Genomic DNA, 18,600 nt, shown 5'->3' with positions numbered 1-18,600 from the left:
CAGTCATATATTCATATAGATGACTAGATGAATTCAGCTCTCGACGACCGCCTGCCGCGCTACCAGCGTCTCCGCGACGATCTCGCGGCGCGCATCAACCGCAATGAATGGCGTCCGGGGGACCTGATCCCCTCCGAGGCCGAGCTCGGCGCGCATTACGGCGTCGCGATCGGCACCGTGCGCAAGGCGATCGATCAGCTGGTCTCAGACGGTGTGCTGGAGCGCCAGCAGGGCCGCGGCACCTTCGTGCGCCGCGCGCGGTTCAATTCCTCGCTGTTCCGCTTCTTCCGCTTCCAGTCCGAGAGCGGCGAGCGCCGCGTGCCGCAGAGCCGCATCCTGCGGCGGAAGGCGATGCCGGCGACCACGGCGGTCGCCTCGGCGCTGCGCATTGGCGTCGGCGAGCCCGTCATCAGCCTGTCGCGGCTACGTCTGATCGACGACGTGCCGCTGCTCGCCGAGGAGATCTGGCTCGAGAGATCGCGCTTCGAGGCGATCCTCGCGCTCGCGACCTCCGAGTTCGGCGACTTGCTGTATCCGCTCTACGAGGATCGCTGCGGCCAGGTCGTGGTCTCGGCCGATGAAATCCTCACCGTCGAGATCGCGACCGAGATGCAGTCGCGCCTGCTGCGGCTCGAGGCCAACGCACCGCTGATCGTGATCGAGCGCCTGGCCTTCGATCTGGAGCGGCGGCCGATCGAATGGCGCCGCTCGCGCGGGCCGGCGGATCGCTTCCGCTACCACGCCGAGATCAGGTGAGCGCGGCATCAACACAGAACAACACATAAAATCACAGGGAGGAATGATGGCAAACTGGTACAGCGAATGCTCGCCGCTCGAACGGCGCACCTTCTGGGCAAGCTTTGGCGGCTGGGGGCTCGATGCGCTCGACGTCCAGATGTTCAGCCTCGCCATTCCGGCGCTGATTGCAGCGTTCGGGATCAACAAGGCCGACGCCGGCCTGCTTGGCTCGGTCACGCTGTTCTTCGGCGCGTTCGGCGGCTGGCTTGGCGGTGCGCTCGGCGACCGCTTCGGCCGGGTGAAGGCGCTGCAGATCACGGTCGCGACCTTTGCGCTGGCGACCTTCGCCTGCGCCTTCGCAACAAGCTACCCCCAGCTCCTGGTGCTGAAGGCGATCCAGGGCATCGGCTTCGGCGCCGAATGGGCCTGCGGCGCGGTGCTGATGGCGGAGATCATTCGCGCCGAGCATCGCGGCAAGGCGCTCGGCGCGGTGCAGAGCGCCTGGGCGGTCGGCTGGGGCGCCGCGGTGCTGCTGTCGGCGCTGGTCTTCACTTACGCGCCGGCCGATATCGCCTGGCGCATCCTGTTCGCCGTCGGCCTGATCCCGGCGCTTTTGATCCTGTATATCCGCCGCGGCTTGAAGGAGCCGCCGCGCGCCGCTTCGCGCGAGGCCGAGCCTCCGTTCTTCGCCACACTCGCCGGAATCTTTCACCGCGACGTCCTGCGTGCGACCTTGATCGGCGGCCTGTTCGGCATCGGTGCCCATGGCGGCTATGCGGCGCTGACCACATTCCTGCCGACTTATCTGCGCGAGGTGCGGCACCTCTCGGTGCTCGGCTCCAGCGCGTATCTTGCCGTGATCATCGTCGCGTTCTTCTGCGGCTGCGTGGTGTCAGGGATCATCAGCGATCGGATCGGCCGGCGCGCCAATGTGACGCTGTTCGCCGCGGCCTGCGTGGTGACGGTGCTGGTCTACATCTTCGCGCCGCTGTCCAATTCGCAGATGCTGGTGCTCGGTTTCCCGCTCGGCTTCTTCTCGGCGGGCATTCCCGCCAGCATGGCGGCGCTGTTCAGCGAGCTCTATCCGACCGGAGTGCGCGGCACCGGCGTCGGCTTCTGCTACAATTTCGGCCGCATCGTCTCTGCGGCGTTCCCGTTCCTGGTCGGCTATCTCAGCGATCACATCGGCCTTGGTGCGGCGATCGGGATCGACGCGGCCTTCGCCTATTCGCTGGTGCTGGTCGCCGTGCTGATGTTGCCGGAGACCCGCGGCAAGGTCTTCGAGCAGGCCGCCGCGACGCGCGCGTGATGATGAGGGACGATCATGACATCACGCGAACATGGGGTGACGCGGCGCCGGTTTGCCGCGGGATTGATTGGCGCTGTGGCAGCAGGCGGGCTGGCGAGCAGGGTGAGGGCTGAGGTGCGACAATCAGCGATCGATACTCACGCCCACGTCTTCCATCGCGGCCTGAAGCTCGCACCGGGCCGGCGCTATGCGCCCGATTACGACGCGCCGCTTGATCTCTATCTGCAGCAGCTCGACCAGAACGGCATCACCAATGGCGTGCTGGTGCAGCCGAGCTTTCTCGGCACCGACAATTCCTATCTGGTCGAATGCCTGAAGGCGACCAACGGCCGGCTGCACGGCATCGCCGTGGTCGATCCCGGCGTCGCGGCGGATGAGCTTCGCGCGCTCGACCGCGCCGGCGTGGTCGGCATCCGTCTCAATCTGGTCGGCCAGCAGCTTCCCGATCTGACGTCGTCGGACTGGACGGCGCTGCTGGCACAGATCAGGACGCTCGACTGGCAGATCGAGATCCAGCGCAACGCGAGCGATCTCGCGATGTTCGCGCCAACGCTGCTCGACCAGGGCGTGAAAGTTGTGCTCGATCACTTTGCCTTGCCCGATCCAAAACTCGGCATCGACGATCCCGGATTCCAGTCGGTCCTCAAGCTTGGCGCGACGCGAAACGTCTGGGTCAAGATTTCGGCGCCCTATCGCAACGGCGCGGCCGGCGAGGCATTTGCGAAACAGGCCTATCCGTTGCTACGCAGGGCCTACGGCGTCGACCGGCTGCTGTGGGGCAGCGACTGGCCGCACACGCAATTCGAGGCGACGCAGAGCTACGCGAAGAACCGCAAATTCCTGGACGAGCTCGTCACCGATGCCGATGAGCGCGCGCGCGTGCTCGCGTCACCACGCGAGCTGTTTCGCTTCTAAAGCATGATCCGGAAAAGTGCGAAGCGGTTTTCCCTCGCGACAAACGCGGAACGCGTTTGCGCGGAGATCATGCTCAAACAAGGCGCGCGTGATTGCACCGAGTGCTCTGAAGGGCGTCGTTGCTTCTGTGCTACGATGACGCCATCGGTCGCGAGTGACCGGAGCACAGGGACAAGCAAGATGCAGCGGCGCTATATCACCGTCGACGTTTTCACCGACCGCGCCTTCGGCGGCAACCCGCTCGGCGTGGTGCTCGACGCCGGCGGGCTGTCGACGGCGCAAATGCAGGCGATCGCGACCGAGTTCAACTATTCCGAGACGACCTTCGTCTTGCCGCCGCAGGACAGGGACAACGACGCCCAGGTTCGCATCTTCACCGTGCGCTCGGAAATTCCGTTCGCCGGCCATCCCAATGTCGGCACCGCCTTCGTGCTGGCGAGCCAGGCAGCGAAGGCGCCGGCGCGATTGCGGTTCGAGGAGAGGGCGGGTCTCGTGCCGGTCGAGATCCTGTCTGACGGGGGCAAGGTGATCGGCGCCGAGCTGACGGCGCCGCAACCATTGCAGCGGACCAACGAGGTGAGCGCGGCCGATGCCGCCGCCTGCCTGTCGCTGTCGGCGGACGACGTGAAGACCAATCAGCATGCGCCGCAGGTCGTCTCGGTCGGCCTGCCGTTCCTGGTGGTCGACATCGCTTCGCGCGAGGCAGTCAAGCGCGCCCGGCCCGATGCGGCGGCGTTCGCCAGGGTGTTGCCGCATATCGGAAGCGACGCCATCTATTTCTATACGCGCGACGTGCCGGCGAGCGAGCAGCCGCTCGACCTGCAGGCGCGCATGTTCCATCCTGGCGCCAGCGGCCTGTCCGAGGATCCCGCCACCGGCAGTGCGACCGCGGCCTGCGCGGCGCTGCTCGCCGATATCGATCCCGCGCGTGACGGCGAGTTGCGGCTGCGGATCGGGCAGGGTGTCGACATGGGCCGGCCGAGCCTGTTGCTGACGCGGGTCCGCAAGCAGGGCGGCGCAATCGCGTCCGTGCATGTCGGCGGCGGCTGCGTGAAGATGATGGAGGGGACGATCAGCGTCGCGGGGGAGGAGGGTGAGAGCCGAAGCTAGGGCGCGTACTCAAAAGTTCTCATGACGTCCGCTTCGCTCCGATAACGGCCGCTTTGTGCAGCCGCAGCAAAATGACGCGAGGGGCCGGAAGGCGACATCGCTGACGCGCCACATGTCGCCGACGACTTCTTCGCGTGAGCTGCCTAGCTGTGAAGTTGCGAGTTGAGGCCGTCCCAATTTGGTGTGCGTCTGGTTGCCTCAAGAGCGCCGCTCTGGGAGTTACGACGAAAAAGAAGGCCCTTCTGGCCTGAGAGTTCTTTGGCTTTCAGTACTCGGCCATCTTCCAAAAGGATGCGCGCACCTGCCGTGACATAACAGCCCGCTTCGACGATACAATCGTCACCCAATGAAATGCCGATACCGGCGTTGGCTCCGATCAGGCAGCGCTCACCGACTGTAATCCTCTCTTTCCCTCCTCCGGACAGAGTGCCCATGATCGACGCTCCGCCACCGACGTCGCTGCCACTTCCCACAACCACACCGGCGCTTATCCGGCCTTCGACCATGCAGGGACCGAGCGTACCTGCATTAAAATTGCAAAAGCCTTCATGCATAACGGTCGTGCCCGGCGCCAGGTAGGCTCCGAGCCTTACGCGATCCGCATCTGCAATTCTCACGTCCGCAGGCGTCACATAGTCAGTCATGCGCGGAAACTTATCCACGCCTGTCACCTCAAACGCGAGGGCACGCTTTCGTGCTAACATTCGTGCTTCCGGTACACGAGAGCATTCACAGGGACCGAGGGTCGTCCAGGCAACGTTAGGTAACAGACTGAAAATTCCTTCAAGGTTCAGGCAATTTGGCTGGACGAGCCGGTGGCTCAATAGATGGAGTCGAAGATACGCGTCGTGCACATCAGTCGGCGCAGATGCAAGGGAGTCGATTTCTGCACGGATTGGAACGATGTCGACATTGCGGATGTCATCGTGTCGCGCATATCCGTCTGCTGATTCACCCAACGATCTTTTGAGTTCGTCCGTCGACAGCCGTACCGTTGCCGCCTTGTCGGCCTCCACAACCAGGCGCAGCTGGAGAAACCAGGAATCTAACACGCAACCGTCAGCGGTAATCGTCGCAAATCCCTCGCCTCTCGCGCCCTTCAGCTCCATCGCCATTTGAATTGCTCACAGTACGACCCTGCACATAATGCATACGCGAGCTGGAATTAGCAACTTCTGCATTCTCAAACACGTTCGCTTTGGGTTGATTTTCGACGGATTCAGCGGGGGACTCGACGGGTGATGTCCACTTGGCTTCGTTCAACTCGCGTCAACTAGGCTATGGCTGCGGCATGATGAGTCCGCGTCCTAGACCTGCGGCGCGGCCAGGTTCTCGATCTTGACCCCGTCGCGCTCCTCGATGATCTCGGCGATCCAGCGGCGGTGACAATGCTCGTGGTCGCGCTCGTAGCAGAGGATGCAGACCGGGCCGGATTTCTTGACCAGCGACGACAGCTCGTCGAGCTCCTCCTTGGCCTGCACCGTCTTCAGGTGGGCCGAATAGATCTTGTGCAGCACCGCATATTGCCCGCTGCGCGCGGCCTCCCGGCCGCTCTTCGGCGTGCCGAGGCCGCGCAGATGGACGTAGGCGATGCCGCGCTCATTGAGGCCCGCGGCGAGTTGGCTCTTGGAGAAGCCGGGGCGGCGCGAGGAGGCAACCGCGCGGACGTCGACCAATAGCTTGACGCCGGCGTGCTGGAGCTCGTCGAGCACCGCCTTCGACGGCGTCTGCTCGTAGCCGATGGTGAACAGCCTCGATGCCTTCGCCATCGCTACCTCCCTCACTTCACCCGTTCGATCAGCTCCATCGCGCCCGCCGGCGCGCGGATCTTGCCCTCGTGGATCACGTAAGCGAACACGTCGCGCGGCGCCTTCTTCGGCGCGGTCTTGTCGACCTTCGGCAGGTCGTCGGGCTCGCCGCCGCCGGCCCAGTCCTGGAACCGCTTGGCCCAGGCGTCGAGCTGCTTCGGCGGATAGCAGGTCTTCAGTTCGTCATCGCCTTTCTGCAGCCGGGCATAGACGAAGTCGCTGGCGAGGTCGGCAATCGCCGGATATTTGCCGTGCTCGGCGAACACCACGGGCACCTCGAACTGGCGCAGCAGCGCGATGAATTCAGGAACGCAAAAGCTGTCGTGGCGCACCTCGACGACGTGGCGCAGCGCGCGGCCGTCGAGTTTGCGCGGCAACAATTCGAGGAATTTGCCGAAATCGGCGCCGTCGAACTTCTTGGTCGGCGCAAACTGCCAAAGCACCGGTCCGAGCCGGTCCTTCAATTCCAGCACGCCCGAATCGTAAAACCGCTTCACCGAATCGCCGGCCTCGGCGAGCACGCGGCGGTTGGTGGCAAAGCGCGGTCCCTTCAGCGAGAAGATGAAGCCGTCGGGCACCTCGCTGGCCCATTTGCGAAAGCTCTCCGGCTTCTGCGATCCGTAATAGGTGCCGTTGATCTCGATCGAGGTCAGCTTCGACGCCGCGTAGGACAGCTCCTTCGCCTGCGTGAGCTTCTCCGGATAGAACACCCCGCGCCACGGCTCGAAGGTCCAGCCGCCGATGCCGATATAGATGTTGCCTGCGTTCGTCTTGGTCGCCTTGGTGGGAGCTTTGGCCACGACTGCACTCATCGTGAAGGAGGGAACATGGAGAGTAGTCAAAATAATCGTGATTGGCCAGTTTGCCAGATTTGCGCGGCGGTGCTTATCGTGCTTGCCGGTGTTGGCTAGGATGCCGAAAAACGGGAGTACAACAATGCGCATACTGGTTGCGGCCGTCCTCTTGATCACGTCGTCAGCTGCGATGGCCGACGAGGTCGACGATGCGCACAAGCTCGCGATCACCGGCCGCGACGCCTACTGGAATTGTCTCGCCCGCGAATATCCCCGCGACAGCAACAAGACGATGTCCGACCAGGAATTCACCTCACTGATCGCCAGTGTCTGTCCCTCGGAGCGGCAGAACTTCCGGGTGTCGCTGATCGACTTCCTGTCGCTGCAATTTCCGAAGCAGGACGCCGATGCGCAGCTGACGACCGCCAACCGCGCGATCGAGCTTGCGCAGAAGGACATCGTGACCGCCTTCGTCCGGCGCAAGGCCGCAGCCAAATAGGTTCCCAAATCCTGTTGCGGGCGGTCGATTTTTGATATCAATCCCCGCAGGCGAGGGGATCGGCGGCATGAACTCACAATCGACGGCAGGCTTTTTGGGCGCGGTGGTCGCAGCCATCGTGCTGGCGGCGGCGTTTATCTATGGGCCGTCGCCCAGCCAGATCCGCAATCCCGCCCAGCCCGCGGCGGCGCGGGCTGCTCCTGCCGCGGAAGCTGCGCCGGCGGCCCCGGTGCCCCGCGGCCCCGTCATCCGGGACGTCCCGAACAACTAGCGCCCTGCGCCTCTTGCGGACCGCTCGGGGGCTTCCCATTTAGCCTGGAACGGCGACGTTGCAGCTTGTAAGGGCTCCGGCGCTGGGACGACCACGGCAATGTCGGCTGCGCCGGATGTACGCGCGCCCCCCTTGTTCGTGGTCGTTGGTATTTTCAGGGGTATTTTGGCCCCGTTTTCCCGCTTCCCGAGACAGCGTTCGGTTCGGCCCGCCTTGGCAGCGGGGGAGGCTGCGGCTATACGCTGGCGCTCATGAACGAAGCCATCAAGCCGGGCCCCGAAACCCTGTCGCAGGCAGCACGTCTGCCGCAGCTTTCGGTGGTCGTCCCGACCTTCAACGAACGCGCCAATGTCACGGTGCTGTACCGCCGGCTTGATGCGATCCTGAAGGACGTGTCGTGGGAAGTCATCTTCGTCGATGACAATTCGCCCGATGGAACCTGGGACGTGGTGCGTGAGCTGGCGCGGAAGGATTCCCGCGTGCGCTGCATTCGCCGAATCGGCCGGCGTGGCCTGTCCGGCGCCTGCATCGAGGGCATCCTGGCATCGAGCGCGCCTTACGCCGCCGTCATGGATGCCGATCTGCAGCATGACGAGACCCAGCTGCCGAAGATGGTGGCGCTGCTGCAGAGCGGCGAGGCCGAGCTCGTGGTCGGCAGCCGCTATATCGAGGGCTACAAGGCCGACGGCTTCAACAAGCAGCGCGCCGGTGCCAGCGCCTTCGCCACCGAGATCGCGCGCCGCACGTTGAAGGTCGAGATCGCCGACCCCATGAGCGGCTTCTTCATGATCCGCCGCGACCGTTTCGAGCAGCTGGCGCCGCAGCTGTCGACGCAGGGCTTCAAGATCCTGCTCGACGTGGTGGCGACCGGGGAAGGCAAGCTGCGCACGGTCGAAATACCCTTCACCTTCGGTGCCCGCCAGCATGGCGAGAGCAAGCTTGACTCGATGGTCGCGCTCGACTTCCTTGGCCTGGTGCTGGCGAAGCTGACCAATGACCTGATCTCGCTGCGCTTCATTCTGTTCGCAGCCGTCGGCGGGCTCGGCCTGCTGGTGCATCTCGGCGTGCTGTTCATCTCGCTGGAACTGTTCAAGGCACCATTCCCGGAGGCTCAGGCAGCCGGCGCGATCGTCGCGATGACCAGCAACTTCATCCTCAACAACTTCCTGACCTACCGCGACCAGCGGCTGAAGGGGTTTGGCATCCTGCGCGGCCTGTTGCTGTTCTATCTGGTCTGCAGTGTCGGCCTGCTCGCCAATGTCGGCGTCGCGTTCTCGGTCTACGACCAGGAGCCGATCTGGTGGCTTGCGGGCGCAGCCGGCGCGCTGATGGGCGTGGTGTGGAACTACGCGATGTCCGGGCTGTTCGTCTGGCGCAAGCGATGACGGTGGCATGAACGCGAACGAGGCGCGGCTTGCCCGGAACACCGCCGTTGCGGTGTGCGCGCTCGTGGTGCTGCGGCTGGCCGCCGCCGCATGGACGCCGCTGACCTTCGACGAAGCCTACTACTGGATGTGGTCGAAGTCGCTCGCCGGCGGCTATTACGACCATCCGCCGATGGTGGCGATCGTGATCCGGCTCGGCACCATGATCGCGGGCGACACGCCGTTCGGGGTGCGGCTGGTGTCGATCCTGCTCGCGCTGCCGATGAGCTGGGCGATCTACCGGGCGGCCGAGCTGCTGTTCGGCGGCCAGCGCATCGCCGCGAGCGCGACGATCCTGCTCAACGTCACGCTGATGGCGGCCGTCGGCACGCTGATCGTGACGCCGGATGCGCCGCTGCTCGTTGCTGCCAGCCTGTTGCTGTTCTCGCTCGCCAAGGTGCTGGAGACCGGCCGCGGCGCCTGGTGGCTGGCGGTCGGCGCCAGCGCCGGTGTGGCGCTGCTGTCGAAATACACCGCGCTGTTCTTTGGTCCCGCGATCCTGATCTGGCTTGCGACGGTGCCGAAGCTGCGGCGCTGGTTTCTCTCGCCTTGGCTCTATCTCGGCGGCCTGGTCGCGGCCGGCCTGTTTGCGCCGGTCATCCGCTGGAATGCCGATCACCAATGGGTGTCCTTCATCAAGCAAATGGGCCGCGCCCGGATCGAGGATTTCCGGCCGACCTATATCGCCGAGCTGATCCCGACGCAGTTCGCGTTCGCGACGCCGCTGGTCTTCATTCTCGGCGTGATGGGCCTCTACGCGCTCTCTCGGCGTCGCGCCGGCGCGATGGGCGCGCGCGTGCTGATCAATACGATGTTCTGGACCATCGTCGTCTACTTCACCTGGCACGCGCTGCATGCGCGGGTCGAGGCCAACTGGTTCGCGCCGGTTTATCCCGCCTTTGCGGTGGCGGCCGCGGTTGCAGCGATCCAGGTGCAGTGGGCGCCGCGCGAGCAGCGCACGATCGATTTCTGCCGCTGTTGGGCCGCGCCGGTCGGCGTCGTGCTGTTCGCGCTGCTGATCGTGCAGGCGAACACCGGCATGCTTTCCGGCTATCGTCGCGACGCCACCGTGCGCAGCGTTGGTGTCGGCTGGCAGGAGCTCGCCGACGAGATCGAGGCGGCGCGCGCGCGTAGCGGTGCGACCTGCGTGCTGGCGCCGGACTACGGCACCGTCGGCTGGCTTGCCTTCTATCTCCCCAAGGGCAGCTGCGTGGCGCAGCAGGGCCAGCGCATTCGCTGGGTCAACATGCCTGAGCCGAGCCCGGCCCAGCTGTCCGGCAAGCTGCTGTATGTGCATGAGCTCGAACAGACGATGCCGGCTTCGCTGCGCGACAATTTCGCCCGTGTCGAAACCATCGCCGAGGCCAAACGCATGCGCGGGCCGCTGGTTGTCGAGACCTATGCGCTCGATCTGCTGGAAGGTCCAAAGGGCGACGTGCTCGACCGCTCGCCGCCGCCGGAACTGCAGTAGAAATCATTGAAGTCGAATGTCGGACCGGCCGGTTCCGGTTCGTCTTCCAGGGTACCCGTCAACCACACGAGGTCCCGACATGACCAGTTCCGTCCTGAAGCCCGCTGCCGAACTCGCCAAGACCAATGCCAGGCGTTTTCCCAATGAGAGCGCCGAATATCGTCGCGCGCGCCAGGAGCTGCTCGTCGAAGAGATCGAGCTGCGCCGGCATATCGAGCGCGTGGCCGAGCTGCGCCGCGCATTGCCGCCGGGCGGCGAGGTGACAAGGGCCTACGAGTTCACCGGCGAGGCCGGCGTGGCGTCGCTCGGCGATCTGTTGGGCAGCAAGCAGACGCTGATCATCTACAGCTACATGTTCGGCCCGCAGCGCGAGAAGCCGTGTCCGATGTGCACGTCGTTCATGGCCACGTGGGAAGAGAAGCTGCTCGATATCGAGCAGCGCGTGGCGTTCGTGTTCGTGGCGCGCTCGCCGATCGCGCGGCTGATCGAGGCGAAGCGGGCGCGTGGCTGGACGCGCCACAAGGTCTATTCCGATGCGTCGGGTGACTACACGCGCGACTATGTCAGCAGGGATGACGGCGACGTGCCCGGCTACAATGTCTTCACGCGCCACAACGGCACGATCCGTCATTTCTGGGCCGGCGAAATGGGGGCCGGCACCGTCGACCCCGGCCAGGATCCGCGCGGCGCGCCGGACCTGGATCCGCTCTGGGCCGTGCTCGACACCACGCCCGAAGGACGCGGCAAGGACTGGTATCCGAAGCTCAGCTACTGAGGAGATTCTTGCTCAATCCCCGCGCGAATCCGGGGTGATCGGCAAGGAAATTCTCCCCTCATTGATTGCGGCATGCAGCAGGTGGAACTGCGTGCCGGAATGTCCCATGATGGGACAGAAAAGCCGCTTTGGCGGTCCATTGCCATCTTAAAAAAGCCCGATGCCACAGGCACTTCCCGCGTTGCAGGGGATCGCATCCGGTTAAGTCGCATTTAACTAAAAGTCGCCTTAATGGCCGTCTGTGCCCCCGCGCGACGTTGAGCCGAACATCCGTTCGACCTGTCGTCGAGTGAGGGACAAAGGTGGACCTGTTTTGAGCGTCGGGCGTATGGGTACGAGTGCGAGTGCGTATGTTCTTGGGGCGCCAAGCCGCAAGAAAGCTTCCCGAAAAATCCTCCCACAGCATTTCCTCGGCAGCGCCGCGGTGGCGGGGCTGGTGCTTGGCTGCGCCTGGACCGTCTACGCCAACATCTTCGCGGCGGGCGTCTACCCATCAGTGGACAATGCGGCGTTCGATGCGCCGGTGGTCAAGCGGCCCGCGGCGGTCGCCGCACGGCCGGCGCCGGCGTTCAACGAGGTGTTCGCGTCCCTGACGCCGGCACCGGCGGCTCCCGCCAAGAGCGAGGTCGCGAAGTCGGAAGCCCCGGCACCTTCGCTTATGTTTAACGATCGGTTTGCGGCCGCCTCGCCCGAGGGCGTGGCCTCCAGCGTGCCGTCCAGCGCCTTGGCCGACGCCGCGCCGCAGATCGACCCGATCAAGCAGGCGGCTGCGCCCAAGGTCGCCGAAGGGGCGAGGGCCGTTGCCTCGGCCAAGCTCGCCGAGACATCGAAGCCACTGCCGGCGCCGAAGTCGGTCGAGACCGCCAAGAAGGAAGCCGCCGCCAATCTGCAGGTGGCGCTCAACGATCCCTCCGCAACGGTTCAGCCCAAGGAAGCGAAGCCCGCCGAAGCCAGGCAGGCTGCGAAATCCGGCGGCGTCCGCGACATGGCCGCGCGGGCCAAGGCCGCGGTGCTGTCGATCGCATCGAGCGAGCGGCAGACCATGGTCGAGAAGCTGTGGGGCAAGCGCGAGGCGAGCGGCGGTCTGCTCTCCTTCGCATCCGCCGATGCCAATGTGACCGGCAGCATCCCCTCGACGCTGGACCAGAATCCGATGCTCGGCGGCTCGCCGCCCTATGACCGCCAGACTGCGGTCTACGACATCTCGGCCAGGACCGTGTATCTGCCGGACGGCACGCGCCTCGAGGCGCATTCGGGCCTCGGCTCCAGGCTCGACGATCCCAGATCCTCGCATCTGAAGATGGTCGGCGTGACGCCGCCGCACATTTACGAGCTCAAGCCGCGCGAGGCGCTCTTCCACGGCGTGCCGGCGCTGCGGCTCAATCCGATCGGCGGCGAGGGCAAGATCTTCAACCGCGACGGCCTGCTCGCGCACACCTTCATGCTCGGCCCGAACGGTGACTCCAACGGCTGCGTCTCGTTCAAGGACTATTACGCGTTCCTCGACGCCTATCGCAACAAGGGCATCCGCCGCCTCGCGGTGCTCGCGAGGGTTCAGTAGGCGCGGTTCACTGCGGGGCGCTGCCCCCTTGGCCTGTCCCGCCGTCGTCGGCTATCCTGGGCGACGTGAATCCTCGCGCAGGGCAGGCGCATGACACTCGTGCAGGAAACCGGCCGGCGGCGACCCTGGGGCAAGATCCTGCTGATCGCGCTGGTCGTGATCGTCGCGCTTCCGTTCGTGTCGCTGCCGCTGTTCCGCACCTTGCTGTTTCAGCCCTTCAATATCCCGGCCAGATCGATGATGCCGACGGTGCTGGTCGGCGATTATGTCTTCGTCTCGAAATTCGCTTATGGCTACACCCACTATTCCTTTCCGTTCTCGCCAAAACTGTTCGAGGGGCGCATCTTCGGATCATCCCCGGCGCGCGGCGACGTGGTGGTGTTCCGGCTGCCGAAGGACGATCGCGTCGATTACATCAAGCGCGTCGTCGGGCTGCCCGGCGATCGTATCCAGATGCGCAACGGGCAGCTTATCATCAATGAGACGGCCGTGGCGCGCGAGCGGATGCCGGATTTCGTCGGCGACGACCCCTGCGGATCGAGCGGCGAGGCCGGTGCGCGGCGCTGGCGCGAGACCCTGCCGAACGGCGCGAGCTACGAAACGCTCGATTGCATCGACAACTCGTTTCTCGACAACACGAACGTCTTCACCGTGCCCGCCGGTCAGTTCTTCATGCTGGGCGACAACCGCGACAATTCCACGGATAGCCGCATGCGGTCGATGGGCACAATTCCGCTCGAGAACATCATCGGCCGGGCCGGGCTGATCTATTTCTCCCGATCGCCCGATGGGGAGATCCGGACGGAGCGGATGGGCACGGTTGTCCACTAGGGATGCCGCGGTGCCCGCGCCGAACCGGCAGTCGGCTGCCTGGAACGGGGCCACCGGCGCATCGCCGGTTCCTGTCCGAACGTCGCAATGACCGTCCCTTGAAAGGCTGCTAGCAGCGCTATATCCTGCGGGATACAAGGGTGCCAGGGCCAACAGCGCCGCGCTCCCGAGGGTCGCAGAACCCGGGGGAGCAGGGAGGGAGGCATGAGCCGGTCGCCAGGTGTCGTGCATACGGACAAGGTTCTCGGCGTGCTGGCCGGTGGCGGAGCGCCCTCGGACCTGTCGGCGTCGTGGCGGCGTTCCGGCCATCTGCATGCGCTCGATCCGGCGAGCCGCCTGCCGTCCTATCGTCTCGACCAGGCTGACATCGCCGCCGCGCAGCAGCGGCTCGGCGAATTCCTGAAAGTGGCCCAGAACACGCTGGACCGGCTGTTCCTTGCCGTGGGCGGGGTTGGCTGTTCGGTGCTGCTGGCGGACCGTGACGGCGTCGTCGTCGACCGGCGCGGCGCCTGCGCCGATGACGCCACGTTCAACGCATGGGGGCTCTGGACCGGGGCGGTCTGGAGCGAGAAATACGAGGGGACCAACGGCATCGGCACCTGCATCGTCGAAAAGCGGCCGCTGTCGATCGACCGCGAACAGCACTTCTTCACGCGCAACTCCGGTCTGTTCTGCACCACCGCGCCGATCTTCGACGAGCATGGCGAGCTTGCAGCCGCGCTCGACGTGTCGTCCTGCCGGGCCGACCTGACCGACGGATTTTCCCGGCTAATCGCGACCACCGTCACGGATGCTGCGCGCGCGATCGAGGCCGAGAATTTCCGTCGGGCGTTTCCCGATGCGCGCATTCTGCTGACGCCGCGGAGCGAGCGCGCCGTCAATTCGCTGCTCGCAGTCGATCGCGACGACCTGGTGATCGGCGCAACGCGGGCCGCGCGCCGTGCGCTCGGCCTCAACGCGGCGTCGCTGGCGCGGCCATTGCCGGCGGCCGATCTGATCGGTGAGGCGCACAGCGACGGCGGCCTGATCGCCGCCGAGCGCGCCGCCTTACAGCGCGCGCTGGCGCGAGCCGGCGGCAATGTGTCCAGGGCGGCCAAGGACCTCGACATGTCCCGCGCGACATTGCACCGCAAGCTGAAGCAGCTCGGCCTGCACCGCTAGAAAGGGATGACTCTTCTTCGAATCGTCATCCCACTTAGCTCTATTTTCAGCATGATCTTTTCGGAAAACCGCTACACACTTTTCCGGATCATGCTCTGGGCCGGGAAAGGCCGAAACAGCCATCCGGACTTTGTCGCGCGCCGGGACAGTTTGCGGCGCACCCTGTCTCAGATTTGCGACAGTTCCCCTGCGGCCGTTGGGGCGGGCCCCTGTTCTGTCTGCCTGATTTGACCGAGCGTTTCGGCCAACGCCGTGTGCATCGGCGTGCCAACGGAGGAACACATGAACAAGGTTGACATGCAGTCCGTGCTCAAGGCGCCATTTGCCAAGCGCTACGGCAATTTTATTGGCGGCGAATGGCGCGAGCCCCGGTCCGGAAAGTATTTTGAAAACATCTCGCCGATGACCGGACTTCCGGTCTGCGAGATCGCGCGCTCGGACGCGTCCGACATCGAAGCCGCGCTCGATGCGGCGCATGCGGCCAAGGAGGCCTGGGGCCGGACCAGCGTTGCCGAGCGGTCGCTGATCCTCAACAGGATTGCCGACCGGATGGAAGCCAATCTCGAAAAGCTCGCCACCGCCGAGACCTGGGACAATGGCAAGCCGATCCGTGAGACGATGGCCGCCGACATGCCGCTCGCGATCGATCACTTCCGTTACTTCGCCAGCGCGATCCGTGGGCAGGAAGGCTCGATCTCGGAAATCGACCATGACACGGTCGCCTATCACTTCCACGAGCCGCTCGGCGTCGTCGGCCAGATCATTCCCTGGAATTTTCCGATCCTGATGGCGGTCTGGAAGCTCGCGCCGGCGCTCGCCGCCGGAAACTGCGTCGTCCTCAAGCCGGCCGAGCAGACGCCGGCATCGATCCTGGTGTTGCTCGAGCTGATCGCCGATCTGCTGCCCAAGGGCGTGTTGAACGTCGTCAACGGCTTCGGCCTGGAGGCGGGCAAGCCGCTGGCGTCATCGAACCGGATCGCCAAGATCGCCTTCACCGGCGAGACCACGACAGGCCGGCTGATCATGCAATATGCCTCGCAGAACCTGATCCCGGTGACGCTCGAACTCGGCGGCAAATCGCCCAACATCTTCTTCAAGGACGTTTTAGAGGAAGATGATGATTTCTTCGACAAGGCGGTCGAAGGCTTCGTGATGTTCGCGCTTAATCAGGGCGAGGTCTGCACCTGTCCGAGCCGTGCGCTGATCCAGGAATCGATCTACGACAAATTCATGGAACGCGCGCTCAAGCGCGTGGAGGCGATCACGCAAGGCAGCCCGCTCGATCCGTCCACGATGATCGGCGCACAGGCGTCTTCCGAGCAACTCGAGAAGATTCTCTCCTATATCGACATCGGCAAGAAGGAAGGTGCGCAGGTTCTGACCGGCGGCGAGCGCAACAATCTCGGCGGCGGGCTCTCGGGCGGCTACTATGTCAAGCCGACCGTGTTCAAGGGCCACAACAAGATGCGCGTCTTCCAGGAGGAGATCTTCGGGCCAGTGGTTTCCGTGACCACCTTCAAGAACGACGAGGACGCGCTCTCGATCGCCAACGACACCCTCTATGGCCTCGGTGCGGGCATCTGGAGCCGCGATGTCAATCGCTGCTACCGGTTCGGCCGCGCCATCCAGGCTGGACGGGTCTGGACCAATTGCTACCACGCCTATCCCGCGCATGCGGCGTTCGGCGGCTACAAGCAGTCCGGCGTCGGCCGCGAGAACCACAAGATGATGCTCGACCACTACCAGCAGACCAAGAACATGCTGGTGAGCTACAGCCCGAAGAAGCTCGGCTTCTTCTAGAACTCGGAATGCTGCTCCCTTTCGTTTTGGGGGGGCGGGCCAAGCGACTGGCTCCGGCGGGGTGTTCCCGCCGGAGCTCCCATCACGGAGGTCGAGATGGCAGACAAGGTGACCGCGACGCCGGCTGCGCTGGAGCTGATTGCCGAGATCGTCGCCGATCATGGGCCGGTGCTGTTTCACCAGTCCGGCGGCTGCTGCGACGGTTCGTCGCCGATGTGCTTTCCGCAAGGCGACTTCCTGATCGGCGATTATGACGTCAAGCTCGGCGAGATCGGCGGCGCGCCGTTCTATATCAGCGGCTCGCAATATGACGTCTGGAAGCACACCGACCTGATCATCGACGTCGTACCCGGCCGCGGCGGCATGTTCTCGCTCGACAACGGTCGCGAACGCAGGTTCCTGACCCGGTCCGAGATCTGCGCGCTGCCGCCGCGCGGGCCGGAGTAGGGGGCCGGCGCCGAGGCGCGCTCGCCGCCGATCTGGAACTCGATGCCATAGTCGCTATACTGCGCTGATCCGGAGTGAGTCCACGCTCGGCCACGGATCTGGCGCAAGGCGACATGTCTCCCACACCTCCCATCGAAACCCCGCCGTCCATCACGACCGAAGCGTTCGTCGAGGCCGGCGCGGCGGTTGCCCGCCTCGAAGAGATCTACGAGCGGAACACTGCGTTCCTGCGCAGCCGCTTCGAGGCCTATGTCAACGGCGTGCCGTTCACGACGCGGGTGCGCGCGCATTACCCCTTCGTGCGCATCACGACCTCGTCGCATGCGCGGCTGGATTCCCGGCTCGCCTACGGTTTTGTCGCGGGGCCCGGCGTTCACGAGACCAGCATCACGCGGCCGGATATTTTCCGGACCTATCTCACCGAGCAGATCGGGCTCCTGATCAAGAACCACGGCGTGGCGGTCGAGATCGGCGAGTCCAACGAGCCTATACCGATCCATTTCGCCTACCGGCGCGACATCAATATCGAGGCGGCGCTGAGCATCGCCGACAGCTCGGCGTTCACAAGGTCGCTGCGCGACGTGTTCGATACGCCCGATCTCGCCGCGATGGACGATGCGATCGCCGACGGGACGTTCGAACTGACGCCGGGCACGCCGGAGCCGCTGGCGCTGTTTCGCGCGGCACGGGTCGATTACTCGCTGCGCCGGCTCTATCACTACACCGGCACCGACCCCGAGCATTTCCAGAACTTCGTGATCTTCACGAACTACCAGTTCTATGTCGACGCCTTCGCGCAATCGAGCCTGCAGCGTCTCGCCTCGGGTGAGGCAGGCCTCGAGGCCTTCGTCGCGCCCGGTAATGTGATCACGCGCAACGCGCTGGCAGGCGGCGGAGTGAGCGGGACGGCCTCGGAGCGCGTGCCGCAGATGCCGGCGTTTCATCTGGTCGAGCCCGGGTATCGCGGCATCACCCTGATCAATATCGGGATCGGGCCGTCCAATGCGCGCAACATCACCGATCACATCGCGGTGCTGCGGCCGCATGCCTGGCTGATGATCGGGCATTGCGCGGGGCTGCGCAACACGCAGCGGCTCGGCGACTACGTGCTGGCCCACGGCTATGTCCGCGAGGATCACGTGCTCGATCACGAGCTGCCGCTCTGGGTCCCGATCCCCGCGCTTGCGGAGATGCAGGTAGCGCTCGAGGAGGCGGTCGGCGAGGTGACGGGACTTTCCGGCTTCGAGCTCAAGCGGCTGATGCGCACCGGCACGGTCGCGAGCGTCGACAATCGCAATTGGGAGATCAGCGGACCGCAGGTGATCCGGCGGATGTCGCAATCGCGCTCCATCGCGCTTGATATGGAATCGGCGACGATCGCCGCCAATGGCTATCGTTTCCGCGTGCCCTACGGCACGCTGCTGTGCGTCTCGGACAAGCCGCTGCATGGCGAGATCAAGCTCGCCGGCATGGCCAGCGAGTTCTATCGCCAGCGTGTCGGCCAGCATCTTCAGATCGGCCTCAAGGCGCTCGAAAGGTTGAAGGACCAGGAGTCCGAGCGGCTGCATTCGCGCAAGCTGCGCAGCTTTGCCGAGGTCGCATTTCAATAGTTCCGTTCGCCAAGCCGCAGACTACGCTCGATCTCGGCCCAGATCGTTGAACGACTCCTGCACCTATTTCGCCAGC

The 18,600-nt window shown here is 64.8% G+C and carries 18 protein-coding genes; 15 read left to right on the top strand and 3 right to left on the bottom strand.

Annotated elements, in window-relative coordinates:
* The first annotated feature begins 27 nt into the window (after positions 1-27).
* The 4 genes from K359_RS0123865 (at position 28) to K359_RS0123850 (ending at position 4,072) form a co-directional block, all read left to right on the top strand.
* Positions 28-756, top strand: a complete 729-nt coding sequence (locus K359_RS0123865; protein WP_029081596.1) for a GntR family transcriptional regulator — start codon at positions 28-30, stop codon at positions 754-756.
* A gap of 46 nt (positions 757-802) precedes the next feature.
* Positions 803-2,047: an MFS transporter gene (locus K359_RS0123860; RefSeq protein ID WP_029081595.1), complete on the top strand. Its 1,245-nt coding sequence runs from the start codon at positions 803-805 to the stop codon at positions 2,045-2,047.
* A 15-nt stretch (positions 2,048-2,062) separates the two neighbouring features.
* Positions 2,063-2,962 (top strand): amidohydrolase, encoded by a 900-nt coding sequence (locus K359_RS0123855; protein ID WP_029081594.1) that lies wholly within the window; start codon positions 2,063-2,065, stop codon positions 2,960-2,962.
* Between the two features lie 180 nt (positions 2,963-3,142).
* Positions 3,143-4,072, top strand: coding sequence for a PhzF family phenazine biosynthesis protein (locus K359_RS0123850; protein WP_029081593.1), 930 nt, complete (start codon positions 3,143-3,145; stop codon positions 4,070-4,072).
* Between the two features lie 143 nt (positions 4,073-4,215).
* Here the strand turns inward: K359_RS0123850 and dapD are convergent, their stop codons facing one another.
* The 3 genes from dapD to K359_RS0123835 all read right to left on the bottom strand — a co-directional run bounded on the left by dapD (position 4,216) and on the right by K359_RS0123835 (position 6,680).
* Positions 4,216-5,187 carry a 2,3,4,5-tetrahydropyridine-2,6-dicarboxylate N-succinyltransferase gene (gene dapD / locus K359_RS0123845; RefSeq protein ID WP_029081592.1) on the bottom strand — a complete coding sequence of 324 codons (972 nt, stop codon included), beginning with the start codon at positions 5,185-5,187 and terminating at the stop codon, positions 4,216-4,218.
* A 192-nt stretch (positions 5,188-5,379) separates the two neighbouring features.
* Positions 5,380-5,841, bottom strand: coding sequence for a DUF488 family protein (locus tag K359_RS0123840; protein WP_029081591.1), 462 nt, complete (start codon positions 5,839-5,841; stop codon positions 5,380-5,382).
* Between the two features lie 11 nt (positions 5,842-5,852).
* Positions 5,853-6,680 (bottom strand): DUF72 domain-containing protein, encoded by an 828-nt coding sequence (locus K359_RS0123835; protein ID WP_029081590.1) that lies wholly within the window; start codon positions 6,678-6,680, stop codon positions 5,853-5,855.
* Between the two features lie 136 nt (positions 6,681-6,816).
* On the opposite strand from K359_RS0123835, the gene K359_RS0123830 reads away from it, so the two are divergent.
* The 11 genes from K359_RS0123830 (at position 6,817) to K359_RS0123780 (ending at position 18,524) form a co-directional block, all read left to right on the top strand.
* Entirely contained in the window at positions 6,817-7,173 is a 357-nt protein-coding gene (locus K359_RS0123830) for a hypothetical protein (protein WP_029081589.1), read from the top strand.
* A gap of 67 nt (positions 7,174-7,240) precedes the next feature.
* Positions 7,241-7,444 (top strand): hypothetical protein, encoded by a 204-nt coding sequence (locus K359_RS0123825; RefSeq protein WP_029081588.1) that lies wholly within the window; start codon positions 7,241-7,243, stop codon positions 7,442-7,444.
* Between the two features lie 251 nt (positions 7,445-7,695).
* Positions 7,696-8,829, top strand: coding sequence for a glycosyltransferase family 2 protein (locus tag K359_RS0123820; protein WP_029081587.1), 1,134 nt, complete (start codon positions 7,696-7,698; stop codon positions 8,827-8,829).
* 7 nt (positions 8,830-8,836) lie between these two features.
* Positions 8,837-10,339, top strand: coding sequence for a glycosyltransferase family 39 protein (locus tag K359_RS0123815; RefSeq protein ID WP_029081586.1), 1,503 nt, complete (start codon positions 8,837-8,839; stop codon positions 10,337-10,339).
* A 79-nt stretch (positions 10,340-10,418) separates the two neighbouring features.
* Positions 10,419-11,114, top strand: coding sequence for a DUF899 family protein (locus K359_RS0123810; protein WP_029081585.1), 696 nt, complete (start codon positions 10,419-10,421; stop codon positions 11,112-11,114).
* 424 nt (positions 11,115-11,538) lie between these two features.
* Positions 11,539-12,675 carry a tlde1 domain-containing protein gene (locus K359_RS0123805; RefSeq protein ID WP_029081584.1) on the top strand — a complete coding sequence of 379 codons (1,137 nt, stop codon included), beginning with the start codon at positions 11,539-11,541 and terminating at the stop codon, positions 12,673-12,675.
* Positions 12,676-12,765: 90 nt separating this feature from the next.
* Positions 12,766-13,506, top strand: coding sequence for a signal peptidase I (gene lepB, locus K359_RS52780; RefSeq protein WP_051346331.1), 741 nt, complete (start codon positions 12,766-12,768; stop codon positions 13,504-13,506).
* Between the two features lie 204 nt (positions 13,507-13,710).
* Complete coding sequence (locus K359_RS0123795) at positions 13,711-14,667, top strand: GAF domain-containing protein (protein ID WP_029081583.1); 957 nt, start codon at positions 13,711-13,713, stop codon at positions 14,665-14,667.
* A 282-nt stretch (positions 14,668-14,949) separates the two neighbouring features.
* Entirely contained in the window at positions 14,950-16,467 is a 1,518-nt protein-coding gene (adh, locus tag K359_RS0123790; RefSeq protein WP_029081582.1) for an aldehyde dehydrogenase, read from the top strand.
* Between the two features lie 96 nt (positions 16,468-16,563).
* Positions 16,564-16,914, top strand: coding sequence for a DUF779 domain-containing protein (locus K359_RS0123785; protein ID WP_035976969.1), 351 nt, complete (start codon positions 16,564-16,566; stop codon positions 16,912-16,914).
* A gap of 113 nt (positions 16,915-17,027) precedes the next feature.
* A complete protein-coding gene (locus tag K359_RS0123780) occupies positions 17,028-18,524 on the top strand; it encodes an AMP nucleosidase (protein ID WP_035976968.1) in 1,497 nt (498 codons plus the stop codon).
* The last annotated feature ends 76 nt before the right edge of the window (positions 18,525-18,600 follow it).

The sequence above is a fragment of the Bradyrhizobium sp. th-b2 genome (assembly GCF_000426785.1).
Taxonomy (GTDB): Bacteria; Pseudomonadota; Alphaproteobacteria; order Rhizobiales; family Xanthobacteraceae; genus Bradyrhizobium; species Bradyrhizobium septentrionale.
The sequence above is the reverse complement of the archived record's forward strand: the minus strand, read 5'-3'. Positions and strand labels throughout refer to the sequence as shown.

What these genes read in the sequence shown, in the direction of transcription:
- K359_RS0123865 (WP_029081596.1), top strand. Translation starts at nt 28, where the DNA reads ATGAATTCAGCTCTCGACGACCGCCTGCCGCGCTACCAGCGTCTCCGC.
- K359_RS0123860 (WP_029081595.1), top strand. Translation starts at nt 803, where the DNA reads ATGGCAAACTGGTACAGCGAATGCTCGCCGCTCGAACGGCGCACCTTC.
- K359_RS0123855 (WP_029081594.1), top strand. Translation starts at nt 2,063, where the DNA reads ATGACATCACGCGAACATGGGGTGACGCGGCGCCGGTTTGCCGCGGGA.
- K359_RS0123850 (WP_029081593.1), top strand. Translation starts at nt 3,143, where the DNA reads ATGCAGCGGCGCTATATCACCGTCGACGTTTTCACCGACCGCGCCTTC.
- dapD (WP_029081592.1), bottom strand. Translation starts at nt 5,187, where the DNA reads ATGGCGATGGAGCTGAAGGGCGCGAGAGGCGAGGGATTTGCGACGATT.
- K359_RS0123840 (WP_029081591.1), bottom strand. Translation starts at nt 5,841, where the DNA reads ATGGCGAAGGCATCGAGGCTGTTCACCATCGGCTACGAGCAGACGCCG.
- K359_RS0123830 (WP_029081589.1), top strand. Translation starts at nt 6,817, where the DNA reads ATGCGCATACTGGTTGCGGCCGTCCTCTTGATCACGTCGTCAGCTGCG.
- K359_RS0123825 (WP_029081588.1), top strand. Translation starts at nt 7,241, where the DNA reads ATGAACTCACAATCGACGGCAGGCTTTTTGGGCGCGGTGGTCGCAGCC.
- K359_RS0123820 (WP_029081587.1), top strand. Translation starts at nt 7,696, where the DNA reads ATGAACGAAGCCATCAAGCCGGGCCCCGAAACCCTGTCGCAGGCAGCA.
- K359_RS0123815 (WP_029081586.1), top strand. Translation starts at nt 8,837, where the DNA reads ATGAACGCGAACGAGGCGCGGCTTGCCCGGAACACCGCCGTTGCGGTG.
- K359_RS0123810 (WP_029081585.1), top strand. Translation starts at nt 10,419, where the DNA reads ATGACCAGTTCCGTCCTGAAGCCCGCTGCCGAACTCGCCAAGACCAAT.
- lepB (WP_051346331.1), top strand. Translation starts at nt 12,766, where the DNA reads ATGACACTCGTGCAGGAAACCGGCCGGCGGCGACCCTGGGGCAAGATC.
- K359_RS0123795 (WP_029081583.1), top strand. Translation starts at nt 13,711, where the DNA reads ATGAGCCGGTCGCCAGGTGTCGTGCATACGGACAAGGTTCTCGGCGTG.
- adh (WP_029081582.1), top strand. Translation starts at nt 14,950, where the DNA reads ATGAACAAGGTTGACATGCAGTCCGTGCTCAAGGCGCCATTTGCCAAG.
- K359_RS0123785 (WP_035976969.1), top strand. Translation starts at nt 16,564, where the DNA reads ATGGCAGACAAGGTGACCGCGACGCCGGCTGCGCTGGAGCTGATTGCC.
- K359_RS0123780 (WP_035976968.1), top strand. Translation starts at nt 17,028, where the DNA reads ATGTCTCCCACACCTCCCATCGAAACCCCGCCGTCCATCACGACCGAA.